We start from the raw sequence: 18,967 nt of genomic DNA on the forward strand, positions 1-18,967 counted from the left end.
TATTCAGTGAATATACAAAAGATGTAATGGTGTGAATGTTTATAAGAAAGGTGAGGAGTGATTGTAAATGGCAGGTATGACAATGAGCCAGAAAATTCTGGCGGCACATGCAGGACTTTCAGAGGTTAAGGCCGGACAGCTTATCGAGGCTGATCTTGATCTCGTACTTGGTAATGATATTACAAGTCCTGTTGCCATAAAAGAAATGGAAAAGTTTAATTCCAAGGGCGTTTTCAACAAGGATAAGATCGCACTTGTTCCGGATCATTTTGTTCCCAACAAGGATATTAAATCAGCTGAAAACTGCAAATGCGTTCGCGAATTTGCAAAGAGAAATTCCATTACCAACTACTTTGAGGTTGGTCAGATGGGAATAGAGCATGCTCTTTTACCTGAAAAAGGTCTTACAGTTCCCGGAGACCTTATAATCGGAGCTGATTCACACACATGTACTTACGGTGCTCTCGGTGCCTTCAGTACCGGTGTTGGTTCTACAGATATGGCTGCAGGTATGGCTACAGGTAAGGCGTGGTTCAAGGTTCCTTCAGCTATAAAGTTTAATCTTACAGGTAAGCTTAACGAATACGTAAGCGGTAAGGATGTAATTCTTCATATTATCGGTATGATTGGCGTTGACGGCGCTCTCTATAAATCCATGGAATTTACAGGCGAAGGCGTTAAGGAGCTTTCCATGGATGACAGATTTACAATTGCCAACATGGCTATCGAGGCAGGTGGAAAGAACGGTATTTTCCCTGTTGATGAGAAGTCAATCGAGTATCTTAAGGAGCATGCACCGGGTAAGGAATACAAGGTGTTTGAAGCAGATCCCGATGCTGAGTATGATGAGGAGTACACTATTGACCTTTCTACACTTAAGTCAACAGTTGCTTTCCCGCATCTTCCCGAGAACACTCATACCTTTGATGATATCGATGACATTAAGATTGACCAGGTAGTTATCGGTTCCTGCACAAATGGTAGAATCGATGATATAAGAATGGCTGCCAGAATCCTTAAAGGCCGCAAAGTTGCAGAGGGAATGAGATGCATCATTATCCCTGCTACACAGGCAATCTACATGCAGGCTATGGACGAGGGACTTCTTAAGATCTTTATTGAAGCAGGCGCTGTTGTTTCTACTCCTACCTGTGGTCCCTGCCTTGGCGGATATATGGGAATTCTTGCATCAGGAGAGAGATGCGTTTCAACAACTAACAGAAACTTTGTAGGCAGAATGGGAGCTACTGACTCTGAGATTTATCTTGCTTCTCCGGCTGTTGCTGCAGCAAGTGCGATAACAGGTAAGCTTTCACAGCCTTCTGAATTATAAAAGGCTTTATATGAAAGAAAGGATAAGCGTATGAAAGAAGCAAGAGGAAATGTTTTTAAATTCGGTGACAACGTAGATACAGACGTTATCATTCCTGCAAGATATTTGAATACAGCTGACCCTTCAGAGCTGGCTGCTCACTGCATGGAGGATATCGATAAGACCTTCATTCAGAAGGTACAAAAGGGTGATATCATTGTTGCCAATAAGAATTTTGGCTGTGGCTCATCAAGAGAGCATGCACCTATTGCCATTAAGGCTGCAGGTGTTTCCTGCGTAATAGCAGAAACCTTTGCCAGAATTTTCTATAGAAACAGCATAAACATTGGTCTTCCCATTGTTGAGTGTGAGGAAGCCGCAAAGGAAATAAACCCCGGCGATGTGGTCAGTATCAATTTTGATACAGGTGTTATCACTGATGAGACTACAGGTAAATCCTATCAGGGACAGGCATTCCCTCCTTTTATGCAGAAAATAATAGACAGTGAAGGACTGGTAAATTATATCAATGCAAAGTGATATCAGACTTTTTATGGTTATTCCCTGTTATAACGAACAGGAAGTATTGCCTGAGACTTCCAGACGACTTGAGGAAAAGTTTGGAAAGCTCATAAATGACGGTGTAATTTCTGGGGACAGCAGAGCAGTGTTTGTAGATGACGGTTCTGCTGATAAGACCTGGGAAATGATTGATGAATTACATAAGAAAAATCCTCTGTTTCAGGGAGTTAAGCTCTCCCGAAACAGAGGCCATCAGAATGCACTTCTTGCAGGTCTTATGACTGTAAGAAGTGTTTGTGATGTTGCAATATCCATGGATGCTGACCTTCAGGACGACATAGGTGCGATAGACGAGATGCTGCAAAAATACAAGGAAGGTGCTGAGATTGTATTTGGTGTAAGAAGCAGCAGAGAGACAGACACTGCCTTTAAAAGAGGTACAGCACAGAGCTATTACAAGCTCATGAACAACATGGGAGCTGACATCGTGTATAATCACGCTGATTTCAGACTTATGAGTAGCACAGCTCTTGAGATGCTCTCAGAGTTCACTGAGGTCAATCTGTTCCTCAGAGGAATTGTTCCGATGATAGGCTTAAAAACAGATATTGTTTTTTATGAGAGATCAGAGCGCTTTGCGGGTGAGAGTAAGTATCCTCTTATGAAGATGTTATCTTTTGCATTTGAGGGGATCACGTCACTTAGCGTTAAGCCCATTCGGGTAATATCAGGCCTTGGAGTTACGATCTTTTCAGTGAGTATAATCATTTTAATCTATTCACTGGTTCGTCATTTTACCAATAATACGATTCCCGGATGGACCACAACGGTTCTTTCCATATGGGCTATCGGAGGTCTTACGATGATTTCCCTTGGTGTAATAGGCGAATATATCGGTAAGATTTATCTTGAGACCAAGAACAGACCAAGATACATAATAAGTGAGTATCTTGGAGATAAGGATGATAAAGTAAATCTTGTTGATGTGAAGATATGCAGGACAACAGAATTTGATAAATAAAAATGTTTATGATCGAGCTTGCTCGAATAAAATATATAAATTGAGGTATTAAAATGTCAGAAGAAAAGAAAAAGAAAACACCCGCCGATTTTAAAAAGGAGAGCGAGGCAGCTTTTAAGGTAGACCTTGCAAAGGGCTCTAAGGTAAAGAAGGTTATCGGCGTAGTCAGCGGAAAGGGCGGAGTTGGTAAGAGTCTTGTAACAGGACTTTCAGCCTGCGCTATGAATAGAAAGGGCTACAGCACAGCTGTACTTGATGCAGATATAACGGGTCCTTCAATTCCGAGAATGTTCGGTGCTGAGCAGATTAAATATGCAGACGATAATGGTAATATGATTCCTTCAGAATCTGAAAACGGAATCAAGATGGTTTCCATCAATCTCTTAATGGATAACGATACTGATCCTGTTATCTGGAGAGGACCTGTTATCGCAGGTGTTGTTAAGCAGTTCTGGGGAGAGGCCTGCTGGGGCGATGTGGACTACATGTTTGTAGATATGCCTCCCGGAACAGGTGATGTTCCGCTCACAGTTTTCCAGTCACTTCCTGTTGATGGAATTATCGTTGTATCAACACCACAGGAGCTTGTTTCCATGATCGTTGAAAAGGCTGTTAATATGGCTAAGATGATGAACGTTCCTGTAATCGGTCTTGTTGAGAACATGAGCTATATGAATTGTCCTCACTGCAATAAGCCTATTTATGTGTTTGGTGAGAGCAAGATTGATTCCTATGCTTCAGCTAACGGACTTGATGTTCTTGCAAGAATTCCGCTTGATCCTGAGTTTGCTGCAAAATGCGACGCAGGTAAGATAGAAGAATATGAGCCTGACTTCATGGATAGCCTTGTATATGCACTTGAGCAATTATAATATTTTCTAATTCGCTCAGGGTGTATATAATAAATATATACGTATATTATGGCATGAAAATAATATTCTTTCGGGGGATACGGTTATGAAGTGGAGACCGGGTAAAAAACAATTCAGTATAATGGTATCTGTTATCCTATGCAGTCTTGCCATCATGCTGATCTACTATGTTATCTTTAATTGGAATTCACTTGAAAAAGGTATAAACAGATTTCTGGGTATCCTTACTCCAATCATTATTGGATGTGTAATCGGTTATATTCTTACGCCCATATTGAATTTCATCGAAAAACAATGGATTTATCCCTTATATAAGCTTGGCGGAGTAAATCTTAAAGAAAGCCAGTATTTTCAAAAAAGGAAAAAGGTGAGAAAGCTAAGTGTAGCTCTCACCATGATCCTTTTCTTTGCAGTTCTTTACGCGATGCTGATGATCCTTATTCCTCAGCTGATCAGAAGCATAAGGGACATTATTCGTAATTTCCCTTTTTATGCTACCAATCTTCAGAGGTTCATGGACAAATATCTGGATGATAATCCTTCGATCAGAAGGGTTATGGATACATTGCTTCAACAGTATTCAGACACCATAAACAATATGTTTAAGGATAATGTTGTTCCTAATCTTTCTACTATGATCACGACGATCTCGAAGAGTATGATGAGCATTATCCAGGTATTCCTGTATCTTATAGTCGGCGTAGTAGTTGCTGCTTATGTTCTGAATTCAAAGGAAACTTTTATCGGACAGGGCAAAAAGATTTGCTATGCATACTTAAAAAGAGAGTTTGCCAATGAGGTCATAGGTGCATTCAGGTATGCTCATTACACCTTTACCGGATTTGTAATGGGAAAACTGGTGGATTCCATTATTGTTGGTATCATCTGCTTTATTGTTCTTAAAATATTGAAAATACCATATCCGATAGTTCTGGCCTTTGGTGTTGGTATTACCAATATAATCCCGTTTTTTGGTCCGTACCTGGGCGGAGGCTTTGGACTTATACTTCTGATAATGATCAATCCCTTTAAGGCACTGGTATTCCTGATAGTTATCGTAATCCTTCAGCAGATAGACGGTAACATTATAGGACCGGTTATACTCGGTAATTCCACGGGTCTGTCCAGCTTCTGGGTTATTTTTGCGATCATGTTCTTTGGCGGCATCTGGGGACCTATCGGATGGCTTATAGGTGTGCCGGTATTTGCATGTCTGTATACTCTGGCAAGGCATATTACTATGAACAGACTTCGCGATAAGAGACTGCCGAGGGATACTTCAACCTATATTGATGCTGCATATATGGACGATAGTGGTATAGTTACCCTTGAAAATGCGGATAACAGCAGGTACTACGTCCACAACGATACATCTACATGGCGCAGGATCTTTAAATTTTACAGAAGCAAAAAGAAGATAATCGAGAATGTTCTTCCCAATATGGGTTCTGATAATGAAGAGACTGTGAAAAAGGAAGAGGGCAAAAAGCATTCGGAAGGCGCACAGGAGAAGACTTTGGAGCAGGTCGGAACGCAGGGACTTGATGACTATGATAAATAAGGACATTAATTTTGTAATGTATACCCTGCGGATTTAATGCTTAAATTAGCGCCTTGACACTTGATTTTATGTAATTATAATAATCTTTAAAAAGTTGGCACTTTAACGTGCTAAATCATATCGGCTTGGGCGTTACTTTATATACCTGAACTGATCAGAAAATTAGGAGGAGCATAATTATTATGAGTAAGAAAAATTTAGACTGGTCAAGTATTGGATTTAATTATCACGTAACGGATTATCGTTATGTGTCCAACTACAAGGATGGAAAATGGGATGACGGCGCCATTACAACCGATTCTAAGATTGTATTAAGTGAAGACGCAGGCGTTCTTCATTATGCACAGGAAGTATTCGAAGGCCTTAAGGCTTATGAGACAGAGGATGGACACATTGTGTGCTTCAGACCTGACCTCAACGCAGACAGAATGGAGCAGTCAGCAGGACGTCTTGAGATGCCTGCTTTCCCTGCTGATAGATTTATCAAGGCTGTTGACGAAGTTGTAAAGGCTAATGTGGACTGGGTTCCTCCTTTCGGAAGCGGAGCAACCTTATACATCAGACCTGTAATGTTTGCTACAGGTAACGTTATCGGAGTTAAGCCTGCTGATGAGTATCAGTTCAGAATCTTCGTAACTCCCGTAGGACCTTACTTCAAGGGTGGCGCTAAGCCCATCGTTGTAAAGGTAAGTGATTTTGACAGAGCAGCACCGAACGGAACAGGTAATATCAAGGCCGGCCTTAACTACGCAATGAGCCTTCATGCAATTGTAACAGCTCACGAAGAGGGCTTTGCCGAGAACGTATATCTCGATGCTCAGAGCAGAACATACATCGAGGAGACAGGCGGAGCAAATATTATATTTGTAGATGCTGACGGCAACCTTGTAGTTCCTAAGTCATTTACAGATTCAATCCTTCCTTCAATAACAAGAAGATCTATCGTTCAGGTTGCAAAGGATTACCTTGGACTTAGCGTAGAAGAGAGACCTGTAAGACTTGATGAAGTACAGAACTTTAAGGAGATGGGTCTTTGCGGAACAGCAGCAGTTATCAGCCCTGTTGGTAAGATCAATGATCACGGCAAGGAAATCTGCTTCGAGTCCGGTATGGATGAGATGGGACCTGTACTTAAGAAACTCTATGACACTCTCACAGGAATCCAGATGGGTGAGATTGAAGCTCCTGAAGGATGGGTACACGTTATCAAATAAAATCTTATATTTTGAATTTCTGCCCCGGCTTTATGTCGGGGCTTATTATATAAAAAGGAACTGCCAGCAGAATGGAAGAAAAGGCCAGTAATAAAAGATCAGTCATACTTCTTATTATAATAATCATCTTTTCGCTCGCTTTATCGGTAGCAATCAATATGCTGTCGCCTAAGGGGAAGATAGCTGTTATCACTGTGAATGGAGAAACAGTAAAAGAGCTTCCACTCTCAGAGGATGCTGAATTTGTTGCTACCGGCTACGAGGGCGGCGAGAATAAAGTTATTGTTAAGGACGGCACCTGTTATGTCAGCTATGCGGACTGTCCTGATAAGCTTTGCGTAAAACAGGGTAAAATAATAAAGGAAGGCGAATCCGTAATCTGCCTTCCCCACAGGGTTGTTGTCACAATAATGGGAGCTGATAAGAGTAATGAATTGGATTCGATAGCTAAATAGAAGCAAAATAATTGAGAAACATATAAAAAAAATATAAAAATACTACAATTGTTATCGGAATAGTGTAAAATATTTTTATAAGTGATTTTTTATTTAAAAATTTTAAAAATTCTAACATACTAATTATGAGGAGGGTATGCGAATGTTAAACATCACTAAAGACTTGAAGGACAAAAATCTGGTAGTTGGTCTCGAAGGAAGACTTGACACAACAACAGCTCCCACACTTGAGGAGGAGCTTAAGTCTTCACTTGCTGGAGTAGAGACTCTTGAGTTTGATCTCGCTAAACTCGAGTACATTTCCAGTGCAGGTCTTCGCGTGCTTCTGTCATCTCAAAAGACAATGAATAAGCAGGGCAAGATGGTTGTTAAGAATGTTTCCGAGGAGGTTAATGAGATCTTCGAGGTAACAGGCTTTTCAGATATTCTTACAATCGAATAATACCGTTTATATAATAGCAGGATAACTATGTTTATCCTGCTATTTATGCTTTTTTTCTTAATGAGGGTATATGGATAAGTATAATATCAGGAAAATCTCCGCGCTTTTATTAGCAATAGTGATTTTTCTTGGCCTATTTTGTCCGCTTAAGATTACGTCCTTTGCTGAGAGCAGCACAAAGCTTGCTGAGACAGCGAGGCCTTCTGTTAATGGAAGACTCCATGTGGATGGGGGCAAACTAGTAGATGAGAGCGGAAAACCTGTGCAACTCAGAGGTATTAGTACGCACGGTCTTACCTGGTATCCGGACTTTATAGACGAGAAATTATTCAAGCAACTTTCCGATGAATGGAACAGCAGCTTTATTAGGCTTGCAATGTATTCACATGTATATTGCGGCAAGGATAAAGATATCAGCATGGAATACATGAGAAAAGGTATACAGGCTGCGATAGCTGCTGATATGTATGTTCTTGTGGACTGGCATGTGCTTGAAGAACAAAATCCTAATGTAAACAAAAAAGAGGCTCTGGATTTCTTTGAGAAAATATCTTCAGAATTCTCTGATTCACCCAATCTTATTTACGAAATATGTAATGAACCTAATGGCGATACAAGTTGGGATGATATTGTTACCTATTGTAATGACGTTATACCTGTAATAAGAAAAAACGTTCCTGATTCTGTCATTGTTGTGGGAACACCTGAATATGACAGAAGACTTTTGCCTGCAATAAACAGACCGCTTCAGTTTGACAATGTAATGTATTCATTACATTTTTATGCTGCATCTCATAAGGATGATCTTATGGATGAGCTGAAAACAGCGGTAAATGAGAATGCACCTGTTTTTATAAGCGAATGCGGAATAAGTGAACATACAGGTGATGGAGACATCGATTTTGCCTGGGCAAGAAAATGGTTCAATTATCTGGATGAGCATAAGATAAGCTATACAGTCTGGAGTTTTTCAAACAAGGATGAAACCTCTGCATTTTTCAACATAAAGTATGATCCTGTAAAATATGGGCTGGATGATAAGTATCTTACCGAATATGGTAAATGGGTTAAGGAGCTTATAAAGGGCACTCCTCCAGATGATATTTATGCTCCCGCGGATGTGCTAAAAAAAACAGACATTCAAAAGCTTGAGTCCTATGTGACCAATTCACTTGGAAAACGCGGCTTTACAACTGTATATAAATATCCTGAATTTGCAGCATTGTGTGCGCTTATCATATTGGTATTTTTTACAATTCGCTTTATTTATATACAACTTACGAAAAACAGACATGCGACCTATTATGATCTGTTTACGAAAAAAGAGCTTAGGGATAATTCAAGAAAGAGCGGTGTAGCTTACTTTGTTGCAAAAGCAATAATTATCATAAGCTCATATCTGACATTGATTTATCTGTGCTGGAGAATTTTTTATTCAGTACCGATCGAATTTGGTTTTATAGCTGTTGCGGGAAATATATTCCTTCTTTTTGTTGAAATACTAGGCTTCCTTGAATCAATTGTATTTTATGAGAGCCTTCTTGGTATGAAGAGACATCCTCTTCCAAAGATAAAGGATGAGGAATTCCCTGATGTTGATATTTTCATTGCTACATATAATGAACCCTGTGAACTTCTTAAGAAAACAATCAATGGCTGTGTACATTTAAGCTATCCTGATAAGAATAAAGTTCATGTTTATGTATGCGATGATAACAGGCGCTCAGAAATGCGAAAGCTTGCAGAAGATATGGGCGTTGGTTACTTTGACAGACCTGATAATAAGGGGGCAAAGGCAGGAAACCTAAATAATGCACTTAGACAGACCTCGTCTCCCTATGTTGTCACCCTTGATGCGGACATGATAGTAAAGAGCGATTTCCTGTTAAAGACAATACCGTACTTTGTGGAGGCAGAAAAGAAAAGCTTATTGCTGGAGGATGGAAAAAAGGTTCGCCTTGATGTTCTTCAGACTCCGCAGTGCTTCTATGATCCTGATGTATTCCAGCATGCACTGTATTCTGAAAGAAGAGCTCCCAATGAGCAGGATTTCTTCTATAGAACCATTGAGGTTGCCAAGACCTCCACAAACAGTGTTATATATGGTGGTTCAAATACGATACTCAGCAGAAAGGCTCTTGAGGATATCGGAGGCTTCTATACAGAATCTATTACGGAGGATTTTGCAACCGGACTGCTTATAGAGTCGAAGGGATATGTCAGTCTGGCTATTTCCGAACCTCTTGCAAGCGGACAGACGCCTCATACCTTCAAAGAGCATATACAGCAAAGAACCCGCTGGGGAAGAGGTGTAATCGTAACTGCCAGAAAACTGAAGTTCTGGAGAATGAAGGGATTATCACTCAGACAGAAGATCAGCTATTGGAGCTGCGTAGTCTACTGGCTTTCACCCTTAAAGAACTTTATCTATATGCTTTCACCGATCCTGTTTGCAACCTTTGCAGTTCCGGTTCTAAAGTGTAACTGGATGGATCTTATAGTTTACTGGCTTCCGATGTTTGCTTTGCAGGATATAACCCTGAGAGTTTTAAGTCAGAACGCCATGTCTATAAAATGGAGCGGAATATATGAGACAAGTGTCATGCCTCATCTTTTCATTCCGATTTTAAAAGAGACATTTGGAATTACTCTTTCGACCTTTAAGGTTACGGATAAATCGAAAAAGGTTACAAAGAGAAAAACCGATCTAAGGACCATGGCACCGTTTATCATTCTCTCGATATGCTCGGTAATTGGTATCACGAGAGTTTTGATGATGCTTAACTGGATGAATTTCCTTGGACTGTCGGTACTATTGTTCTGGATGATAAGGAATTTTTACTATCTTATTATGTCGATGTTCCTTGTTGATGGAAGAGATTCCGATAACGAGGTTGTACATGTAATTGATGCAGAGCCTGTCGAGGTTGAAATTGCACACGGAGAGGGTAAAGGCTCAAAGTACTACGGCGTTACAACAAGGCTCACTGAGCATAGTGTTTCTATTTTCCTGGATGATGGGGTTAAGCTTGAATCAGGAGCTTCAGTGAAATTAAGCATAGACACTGAGAAATACAGTGCAAAACTTGATGGTGCGGTAACCAATATTATTGAATCCAAGAACGGTGGTATTTATTCGCATACCATTGAAATTTTAGACTTTGGCGATTCCGAGATGGAATATCTTGAAATACTTTATGACCGCGTACCTTCACTTCCGCAGTCACTTTCAAGAGACTTCGGAATAATCACCCACCTGTGGCAGAATATAGCCTACAGAGTTGCAAGGACAACAAGACACTGATGACCTTTTAGTATATGGAGAAGAGGTAATTATGAAAGAGGTAAATATTCAAAAGCAATCAGACGGTTTACTTATTGAACTTATAGGTAGAATTGATTCAAACAATGCGCCTCAGGTAGAGGAAAGCATGAAGGAAGCATTTGATTCTCCCGATGAAGTGGTTATTGATGCTCAGAATCTGGAATATATTTCCAGTGCCGGACTCCGTGTTCTCCTTCATTTAAGAAAAACTAAGAAGAATCTGAGAATAATAAATGTGAGCTCAGAGGTATATGAGATATTTGATATGACAGGCTTTAATCAGATGATGACTGTTGAGAAGGCTTACAAGGTTGTCAGCGTTGAAGGCTGTGAAGTTATAGGTAAGGGTGCTAATGGCATTCTGTACAGAATTGATAGCGATAATGTTGTCAAGGTTTATAAAAATGCGGATGCCCTTAATGATATTCAGCATGAGAGAGAGGTTGCAAGGCTTGCGCTTGTCCTTGGAATACCTACTGCAATATCCTATGATGTTGTAAAGGTTGGAGACAGCTACGGATCAGTATTTGAGCTCTTAAATGCAACATCCTTTTCAAAGATTCTGGCAACAGAGCCTGATAAGTTTGACTGGTGCGTAAATGAGTTTGCAGGTCTCCTTAAGAAAATTCATGAGACTGAGGTTCCTGAAGGGAAGCTTCCCAGCATTAAGGAAACGGCTCTTAAATGGACTGAATTCGATAAGGATTATTTACCTGTTGAATCTTATGAAAAGCTTAAGTCACTTATCGAAAAGGTGCCTGAATCCAATCATATGATCCATGGTGATTATCATACCAACAATATTGAGCTTCAGGACGGTGAGGTTCTCCTCATCGATATGGATACTCTGGCAGTTGGACATCCTATTTTCGAGCTTGCATCCATTTACAATGCATTTATTGGTTTCTATGAAGTCAATAAAGAAGGATGTAAGGATTTCCTTAAGATCAGCAGTGATGAAGCTATTAAGTTCTTTAACAAGGCAATGTCTGTTTATCTTGGCACGGAAGATGAGGACAGAATAAAAGAGGTTGTAGATAAAGCCAGAATTGTAGGCTATACAAGAATTATCAGAAGAAATATCAGACGCGGTGCACTTGAAAATGAAACCGGTAAGCAGGAAATAGAGCTTTGGACAAAAGAGCTCATAGAACTCCTTGACAGAATTGATACGTTGGAATTCTAAGCTTTTCAAAATATTCGAAACTATTAGTTTGAAGCACCAAAAAGGATGGGGGTTATGAAAGAACTAAAAATCGATGCAAAAGTTGAAAATCTTCCCAAGGTTTTGGAATTTATTGACAGCGAGCTTGAAAATGACGGCTGTGATATGAAAAATCAGATGAAGATTGATATGGCTGTTGAAGAGCTGTTTGTCAATATCGCTCATTATGCATATAGGGACAAGGTTGGAGATGCTGTGATCCGTTATGAAATTGAAGGAAACAGCGCGGCAATTACCCTTATAGATAGCGGAAGTCATTATGATCCTCTTGCCAAGGATGATCCTGATGTTACACTTTCAGCTGAAGAGAGGCAGATTGGCGGTCTTGGTATTTATATGGTTAAGAACAGCATGGATGATGTTCGCTATGAATACAAGGACAATAAAAATATTACTACGATAGTAAAATCTATTAACTGACCGGATGGACCTATAGAATGGAGTTTATAACTAAGAAACAGAAGAACAGGGCGTATATAGTCTCTGTAGTTTACTTTTTGATGGTTTTTGTTTGTGCCCAGATGATCTTTATAAGAGGCATAAATAATCTTAAACCAATTTATGTTTTTAATATTAGTGGGGATATTTTTGGAATGTTGATGGGGGCAGTACTTTTTATATGCTGTCTCATTGACGTCCAGAAAACAGGATCAAACCTTAAGTGGTTACTATACTTGCTTAATGCGGCATACATAGCACTTTTTACAGATGCAATAGCATGGCTGGTAGATGGAGTTCCAAAGCTTGCGCTTATAAATTACGTGGACAATTTTTTCTATTATTTATGTGCACCCTTGGAACTATTCTGTTTTTGGAAATATACAGAATCATACTTAGAAACTGACAGAAGAATAGTAAAGCTTATTGATAAATTTCAGGTTGCAGGCCTTTTTATATCTTTATTCATGAGGATTAGCAACATATTTACAGGAATTTACTATTACGTGTCACCAGATGGGTTATACCATAGAAGTCCTTTATATCTGATCTCTATGATATATGTTTTCTCATCAACGGCAGCCACGCTTTTGGTAGTTGTGTGGGAGAGGAAAAATCTTCAAAGATATCAGATTATAACGTTTTTTATGTATGCAATTGCACCTCTGATAGTATCAATATTGACTATAAGAGTGTATGGGCTTTCTATCATAAGCGGTGTACTGATGCTGGTAATACTGCTAATGTATTGCATGCTCAATGTCCTTCAGGGAAGGGATAAGGCTATTGCTGACAGGGATCTTATGCTTGCTTCTTCAATTCAGGAGCATGTGCTTCCAAGAATTTTCCCGCCTTTTCCTGACAGAAATGAATTTGATCTATATGCTTCAATGACTCCTGCCAAGGAGGTCGGTGGAGACTTTTATGATTTCTTTATGATAGATGATAACCATCTGGCTGTTGTAATAGCTGATGTTTCGGGTAAAGGTGTACCGGCAGCGCTGTTTATGATGGTATCAAGAACGATCATTAAGAATCAGGGATTGTATTCAAGAAAAATGAATCCCTGTACTATTTTGCAGAAGGTAAATAACCAGCTATGTGAGGGAAATGAGCTTGAGCTGTTTGTAACTGCATGGCTTGGAATTATTGATATATCTACAGGAATAATGGATTACGCTAATGCGGGACATGAATATCCCTGCATCAGAACCGGTGGAGGGAATTTCACTTTATTAAAGGAAAAGCATTCACCGCCTCTTGCAACAATGGAAGGACTTTCCTTCAGAGGAGGCCAGCTAAAGCTTCAGCCCGGTGATGCTTTGTACATCTATACAGATGGAGTTACCGAGGCTACCAATTCCAAGAATCTGCTCTTTGGTAACGACAGAATGCTAAGCGCACTTAATGAGGATCCGGATGCAGATCCTATTACTCTTGATAAACATGTAAGGAATCGTATCACGGAATTCGTTAAGGATGCACCACAGTTTGATGATATCACAATGCTATGCCTTAAGTACTATGGGGCTGATGCGGGCGCTGAGGTGGTATAACTTATAAAAAAATAATTTTGAGTGAGGTGGAGTTTATGGAAAAAATGTACAAGGAAATTGAGAAGGAGCCTATTTGCAGATCAAAGAGAATTATCATAACCTGCAAGGACAATAATCTTGAGGCTGATTTTGGTAAGGCCAGAGATAATCTTCAGGAATGCCAGCTTCTTCCTAAGGATAACCTTCATATGGAGCTCCTTTTTGAAGAGACTGCCTTAATGCTTGAGCAGATCACAAAGGATTTCTCGGCAATGCTTTGGTTTGAAAAGTTTGAGCATTACTGCTGCCTTAAGCTCACAGCAAAAACCGACATGTCCTTTGAAAAGAAGGAAGAGCTTCTTGGTATGGCTACAGATGGTAAAAATGCCATGGCTAAGGGTTTTATGGCAAAGATTGCTGATATCATTGAGACCGGACTTCTTGACTTTGACTATGTTGGAAGACTTCAGCAGGAATATGGTGGAGTAAGTGTTGGATTTGGAAGTATGGGTATTTATGATGGCATGGGCGGAATTGCAGATCTTGGATCTGCCTGGTCATTATCTGACTATAAGCTTTCACTTTCAGATGCCATTGAGGAAGATGAGCAGGATGACGCTACTCAGGAAGCCTGGGATGAGCTGGAGAAATCAATCGTTGCCAATATTGCAACTGATGTAATCGTAGGAACAAAGAGTAACACAATAGAGATGACAATTATTAAAGAACTAAAAAATGAATAAGACCCTAAATATCAAACAAATTTCTACTCTTGGACTTTTACTTGCTTATGCAATGATATTGTCTTATATTGAATCTCTTTTTCCATTTTTTGGCGGAGTCCCGGGCATGAAGCTCGGTCTCCCCAATATGGTTATAGTGCTTCTTCTCTATAGCTTTGGATGGGAATCAGGGATAGTAATAAATATACTTAGGATTATTCTTACAGGATTATTGTTTGGAACCATGTTTGGAATAATGTTTTCTGCGGCAGGTGCTGTGGTGAGCTTTCTTGTAATGATCCTGGTAAAGAAAACGAATATTTTTGATATCAGAGGAGTAAGTATCTGCGGTGGCATAGCCCATAATGTGGCACAGCTTCTGATTGCCGCATTTGTTGTTAAGACCTCAGGCATAGTTTTTTATCTGCCGCTTCTGATGATATCGGGAGCTTTGACCGGCTTTTTAAATGGAATCATAGCCGGGATAATGCTCAGATATGTTAAATATTTGTAGCTGCTTTAACGCCTTTGCGGAGGTATTTTAGTGAACAAGAAAAAGCAGGCAGCTGGCGTAATTATCATCGTACTTATAGCTCTTATAATCGTTAACAGTCTTAATCTGGTGCTTGTATTTAAGACAACAGCTGATGAAACCATCAATGCAGGAAAATATCAGCTTGAAAGTATCGGCGCTGAGCTTGAAAACGGCATTAATAACGCCAAAAATTTAACAGCAGAATATTCTTATAAAGCACAAGCCATTTCTTCTGATCATGAGGCTCTTGAGTCTTTTATTTACGAGGCTAAAGAAGAGGTTAAGATCAAAACAGATGGCGTGGGCTTTAATGTTTATGCGGCCGGAACTGATTGGGAAATCATTCCGGAGCTTGATGATGAAAATTACTCCGCAACTGACCGTTCATGGTATACAGGTGCGGTTAGAAATAGCGGAAATGTTTATATTGCAGCTCCCTACATAGATGCTGTGTCCGGTAATATATGTTATTCCGTATCTAAAGCTATTGATAATAATGGAACAGTCTTTGCGATTGACTATACTCTTGCAAAAATTCAGGAACAGATTCAAAAGATTTCTATAACTGATAACAACCTCTCTGTTATTGTGACAGAGGAAGGTGTTATTGCGGGCTGCAGCGATGATCGCTATGTAGGAACTTTTCTTGCAGATTCATATCCGGACTACGTTGGAATATTTAACGTTGCCAAGGGATCCACTGAAACAGTTTCCAGTAAGATAAGAAAAGGACTGGTAAATGATAATCTGTTTGCCACAGGAACCAACTCCGGCTGGTATCTTATTGTTTGTATAAATGATTGGGAGCTCTATCGCAATTCTTATGTCTGGCTCGTTGGAGCCATGATTCTTAATGTCATTTTGTTTTCAGTAGTATTTGCGCTTTATTTCATCAGTAAGTCAAATGAGATCAAGGCACAGGAAGCACTTGAGGAAAAGGAAGATTTCCTTAAGACTGTTTCCGGCAATCTGAAAACTCCCCTTAATCAGATCTTAAATAATGCGGATTCAACAGTCTTTGATGAGGACATGAACTACGAGGCAAGGTTTAAGACCATACAGGAGGCCTCGATTCAGCTATCTGAATATATTCATCAGATCATCAGTTACTCAAATTATGTTAAAGGTGAAAACCAGAAGCATGCCAGACTGAATGTAAAAAAGTATGCAAGGGTAAGCTCCAGGTTCAGGAATATTATCATTATTCTCATGTGCATTACTATGCTTATAAGTGTTTTCTCGATCAGCTGGATGACATCCAGATGGTGCAGAGCCAGAATGCAGGAAGCGGTGGGCGAATATGAGAGCCAGGTATCCGAGTGGACTGTATCTCAAAAGAGCATACTTGATATGTTCTGTAATGACATTGCAACGAATCCCGGCATTTTGAATGATTATAATGAGACCATTACGTATCTTGACCGCGTTACAGCCTGCTATGATCAGATTTCAGCTACTTACATTGCAAATAAGGAATTTTCACCTACGGTTTTCATGAATAATGGCTGGAAGCCTGGAACTGATTTTAGAATTGAAGACAGACAGTGGTATATGGATACCATAAATTCTGAGTCCGGCTTTAATATTTCAAGTCCGTATATTGATGCTCAGACAGGTCTTTACTGTATAACTTTTTCGCAGGAGGTATTTGATAAGAATACAGGAGATTTCCTGGGCGTATTTGGTATAGATTTTTATATTGATAAGCTTGTGGAAATCCTTGGAAATTCATATTCTAATGAGAGCTATGCGTTCCTTACCGATGCCAGAGGAGTAATAATCAATCACCCCTATGGCACCTATCAGATGACAAAGGACAGATCCACCAATATAGCATCACTTCCCTATAAGGATGCTTATAAGAATCAGGAAACAGTAGATATTATCAAGGATTACGACAGCGTCTATAAAGTAATTATCGCTGAAAAGAGTAGCGTTTCAGATTTTACTGTTTTTGTTGTGTTTAACTTCCTTGCAATTTATGGTAGGACAATCCTTTATGGATCGATAGCATTCTTTGTATCACTTATCTGCGTGATTATTATTTACAGGCTCCTTGGTGGCCTTATCACATGGCAGGATGAGATGAATACAAAGCTGCAGGAATCTGCTGATGCGGCAATTGCAGCAGGTAAGGCTAAGAGTGATTTCCTTGCTATGATGTCCCATGAGATCAGAACACCTATAAATGCGATCATCGGTATGAATGAGATGATCATAAGAGAGTGCTCTTCCGATGATATTAAGGGATATGCTGCGAATATTCAGAGTGCCTCAAAGACGCTGCTTACTCTTATTAACAGTATCCTTGACTTCTCTAAGATTGAAGAAGGTAAGCTTGAAATTGTTAATGTTAATTATGAGACAAAATCCCTTCTTGCAGATGTCATCAACATGATAAATGCAAGGATTAAGAAGACTAATCTGGAGTTTAAGCTGGATATTGATCCCAAGCTTCCTATGGGAATGTACGGCGATGATTTCAGAATAAAGCAGGTAATCCTTAATCTTTTGACAAACGCTGTTAAATATACAGAAAAGGGTAGCGTTACTTTATCCATTGTCGGAACGGAAATAGGAAAAGAACATATCATGCTTGATGTAAAGATTTCTGATACGGGTATTGGTATCCGTGACGCAGATATCGATAAGCTCAATATGTCCTTCCAGAGATTCGATCAAAGAAGAAATAAAAATATCGAAGGTACAGGACTTGGAATAGCTATTGTTACAAGTCTTCTTGAGATGATGGGAAGTAACCTCAAGGTAAAGAGTGTTTACGGTGAAGGTTCAGAGTTTTCATTTGAATTAAAGCAGAAGGTAATTGACTGGAGACATATAGGTGAGTTTGATATCAACAATATCATCATGGAAGCTGAGCAGGATGAGGATAAATATCTTGTTGCTGAATACGCTGAAATTCTCGTTGTTGATGATAACGATATGAACCTTGCGGTAATGAAGAGTCTTCTTAAGAGAAACAGGATTAAGCCTGATTTTGCATCGAGTGGTCAGGAGTGTATTGATAAGGTAAGTACCAAGCACTATGACATTATCATGCTCGATCACATGATGCCTGAGATGGATGGTATTGAGACACTTATCAAGATAAGAGAAAAGAAGCTCTTAAGAAAGGATACCACTGTAATTGCTCTTACGGCTAACGCTGTTCTGGGAGCAAAGGAAGAGTATATTGCAGCAGGCTTTGATGACTATCTCTCCAAGCCTGTTGATCCCAAGAGTCTTGAAAAGCTCCTTTCCAAGTATCTGCCTTCCTTCAAGGTTTCTTATGTTCAAAATGAAGAAGAGGAAGCTAAGGAAGAGAAGAAGGCTGTTAAGGGGCCTGATCTTGATGAGGATATCATTGAGTTTGTACCTACAGGTGAAGTGGGCGCAATAGTGGCTGAAGATAATGATGCAATTGATGACCTCAGAGACCTTGAATATCTGAAGGTTGACGAAGCAGTGGGCCTTTGCGGAACAGAGGATGCTTATATAACAATTCTGCAGATGTTTATCAGAAGTGCTGATGCCAAGGAAAAGCGCATCAGGGAGCTCTATGAAGCTAAGGATATAAAGAACTATATTATTGAGATGCATGCGCTTAAGAGTTCAGCCAGACTTATTGGTGCTGATGAATTTAGCGAGCTTGCAAGAGAGCTTGAATTTGCAGGAAAAGATAACAAAATTGAGACAATTGACGAAAAAACTGGAGCAATTTTCGAATGGTATGATAGAATTAAAGATGATATAAGTTATATTTTAGAGTAAAACTTATATGGAGGAAG

Annotated in this window: 15 protein-coding genes; all 15 read left to right on the forward strand. The window is 39.6% G+C overall.

Going from position 1 to position 18,967, the window contains the following annotated elements; genetic code table 11:
* The first annotated feature begins 67 nt into the window (after positions 1-67).
* The 15 genes from leuC to G587_RS20795 all read left to right on the forward strand — a co-directional run bounded on the left by leuC (position 68) and on the right by G587_RS20795 (position 18,950).
* On the forward strand, positions 68-1,333 hold the full coding sequence (gene leuC / locus G587_RS0100530) for a 3-isopropylmalate dehydratase large subunit (protein ID WP_026490628.1): 1,266 nt from the start codon (positions 68-70) through the stop codon (positions 1,331-1,333).
* Positions 1,334-1,363: 30 nt separating this feature from the next.
* Positions 1,364-1,852, forward strand: coding sequence for a 3-isopropylmalate dehydratase small subunit (leuD, locus tag G587_RS0100535; protein ID WP_026490629.1), 489 nt, complete (start codon positions 1,364-1,366; stop codon positions 1,850-1,852).
* Positions 1,842-2,855: a glycosyltransferase family 2 protein gene (locus tag G587_RS20775; RefSeq protein WP_051200458.1), complete on the forward strand. Its 1,014-nt coding sequence runs from the start codon at positions 1,842-1,844 to the stop codon at positions 2,853-2,855. Before leuD ends, G587_RS20775 begins: the two co-directional genes overlap by 11 nt.
* Before the next feature lie 53 nt (positions 2,856-2,908).
* Positions 2,909-3,727 (forward strand): Mrp/NBP35 family ATP-binding protein, encoded by an 819-nt coding sequence (locus tag G587_RS0100545; protein WP_026490630.1) that lies wholly within the window; start codon positions 2,909-2,911, stop codon positions 3,725-3,727.
* A gap of 85 nt (positions 3,728-3,812) precedes the next feature.
* The gene (locus tag G587_RS0100550) at positions 3,813-5,288 is read left to right on the forward strand and encodes an AI-2E family transporter (protein ID WP_026490631.1); all 1,476 of its coding nucleotides are present in this window, start codon (positions 3,813-3,815) and stop codon (positions 5,286-5,288) included.
* A gap of 182 nt (positions 5,289-5,470) precedes the next feature.
* Positions 5,471-6,502, forward strand: a complete 1,032-nt coding sequence (locus tag G587_RS0100555) for a branched-chain amino acid aminotransferase (RefSeq protein ID WP_026490632.1) — start codon at positions 5,471-5,473, stop codon at positions 6,500-6,502.
* A gap of 71 nt (positions 6,503-6,573) precedes the next feature.
* A complete protein-coding gene (locus tag G587_RS0100560) occupies positions 6,574-6,957 on the forward strand; it encodes a NusG domain II-containing protein (protein WP_026490633.1) in 384 nt (127 codons plus the stop codon).
* A gap of 142 nt (positions 6,958-7,099) precedes the next feature.
* A complete protein-coding gene (locus G587_RS0100565) occupies positions 7,100-7,399 on the forward strand; it encodes an STAS domain-containing protein (RefSeq protein WP_026490634.1) in 300 nt (99 codons plus the stop codon).
* 70 nt (positions 7,400-7,469) lie between these two features.
* Positions 7,470-10,703: a cellulase family glycosylhydrolase gene (locus tag G587_RS20780; RefSeq protein WP_081679283.1), complete on the forward strand. Its 3,234-nt coding sequence runs from the start codon at positions 7,470-7,472 to the stop codon at positions 10,701-10,703.
* 31 nt (positions 10,704-10,734) lie between these two features.
* Complete coding sequence (locus G587_RS23935) at positions 10,735-11,910, forward strand: anti-sigma factor antagonist (RefSeq protein WP_051200460.1); 1,176 nt, start codon at positions 10,735-10,737, stop codon at positions 11,908-11,910.
* 54 nt (positions 11,911-11,964) lie between these two features.
* Positions 11,965-12,369 carry an ATP-binding protein gene (locus G587_RS0100580; protein WP_026490635.1) on the forward strand — a complete coding sequence of 135 codons (405 nt, stop codon included), beginning with the start codon at positions 11,965-11,967 and terminating at the stop codon, positions 12,367-12,369.
* 572 nt (positions 12,370-12,941) lie between these two features.
* On the forward strand, positions 12,942-13,943 hold the full coding sequence (locus G587_RS25765; protein WP_196812483.1) for a PP2C family protein-serine/threonine phosphatase: 1,002 nt from the start codon (positions 12,942-12,944) through the stop codon (positions 13,941-13,943).
* Between the two features lie 35 nt (positions 13,944-13,978).
* On the forward strand, positions 13,979-14,665 hold the full coding sequence (locus G587_RS0100590; RefSeq protein WP_026490636.1) for a hypothetical protein: 687 nt from the start codon (positions 13,979-13,981) through the stop codon (positions 14,663-14,665).
* Complete coding sequence (locus tag G587_RS0100595; protein ID WP_026490637.1) at positions 14,658-15,158, forward strand: Gx transporter family protein; 501 nt, start codon at positions 14,658-14,660, stop codon at positions 15,156-15,158. Before G587_RS0100590 ends, G587_RS0100595 begins: the two co-directional genes overlap by 8 nt.
* 30 nt (positions 15,159-15,188) lie before the next feature.
* Positions 15,189-18,950: a response regulator gene (locus G587_RS20795; protein WP_051200465.1), complete on the forward strand. Its 3,762-nt coding sequence runs from the start codon at positions 15,189-15,191 to the stop codon at positions 18,948-18,950.
* Positions 18,951-18,967: the final 17 nt, after the last annotated feature.

Origin of the sequence: Butyrivibrio sp. XPD2002, assembly GCF_000423945.1 — a bacterium.
In the GTDB taxonomy this organism is placed as follows: domain Bacteria; phylum Bacillota; class Clostridia; order Lachnospirales; family Lachnospiraceae; genus Butyrivibrio.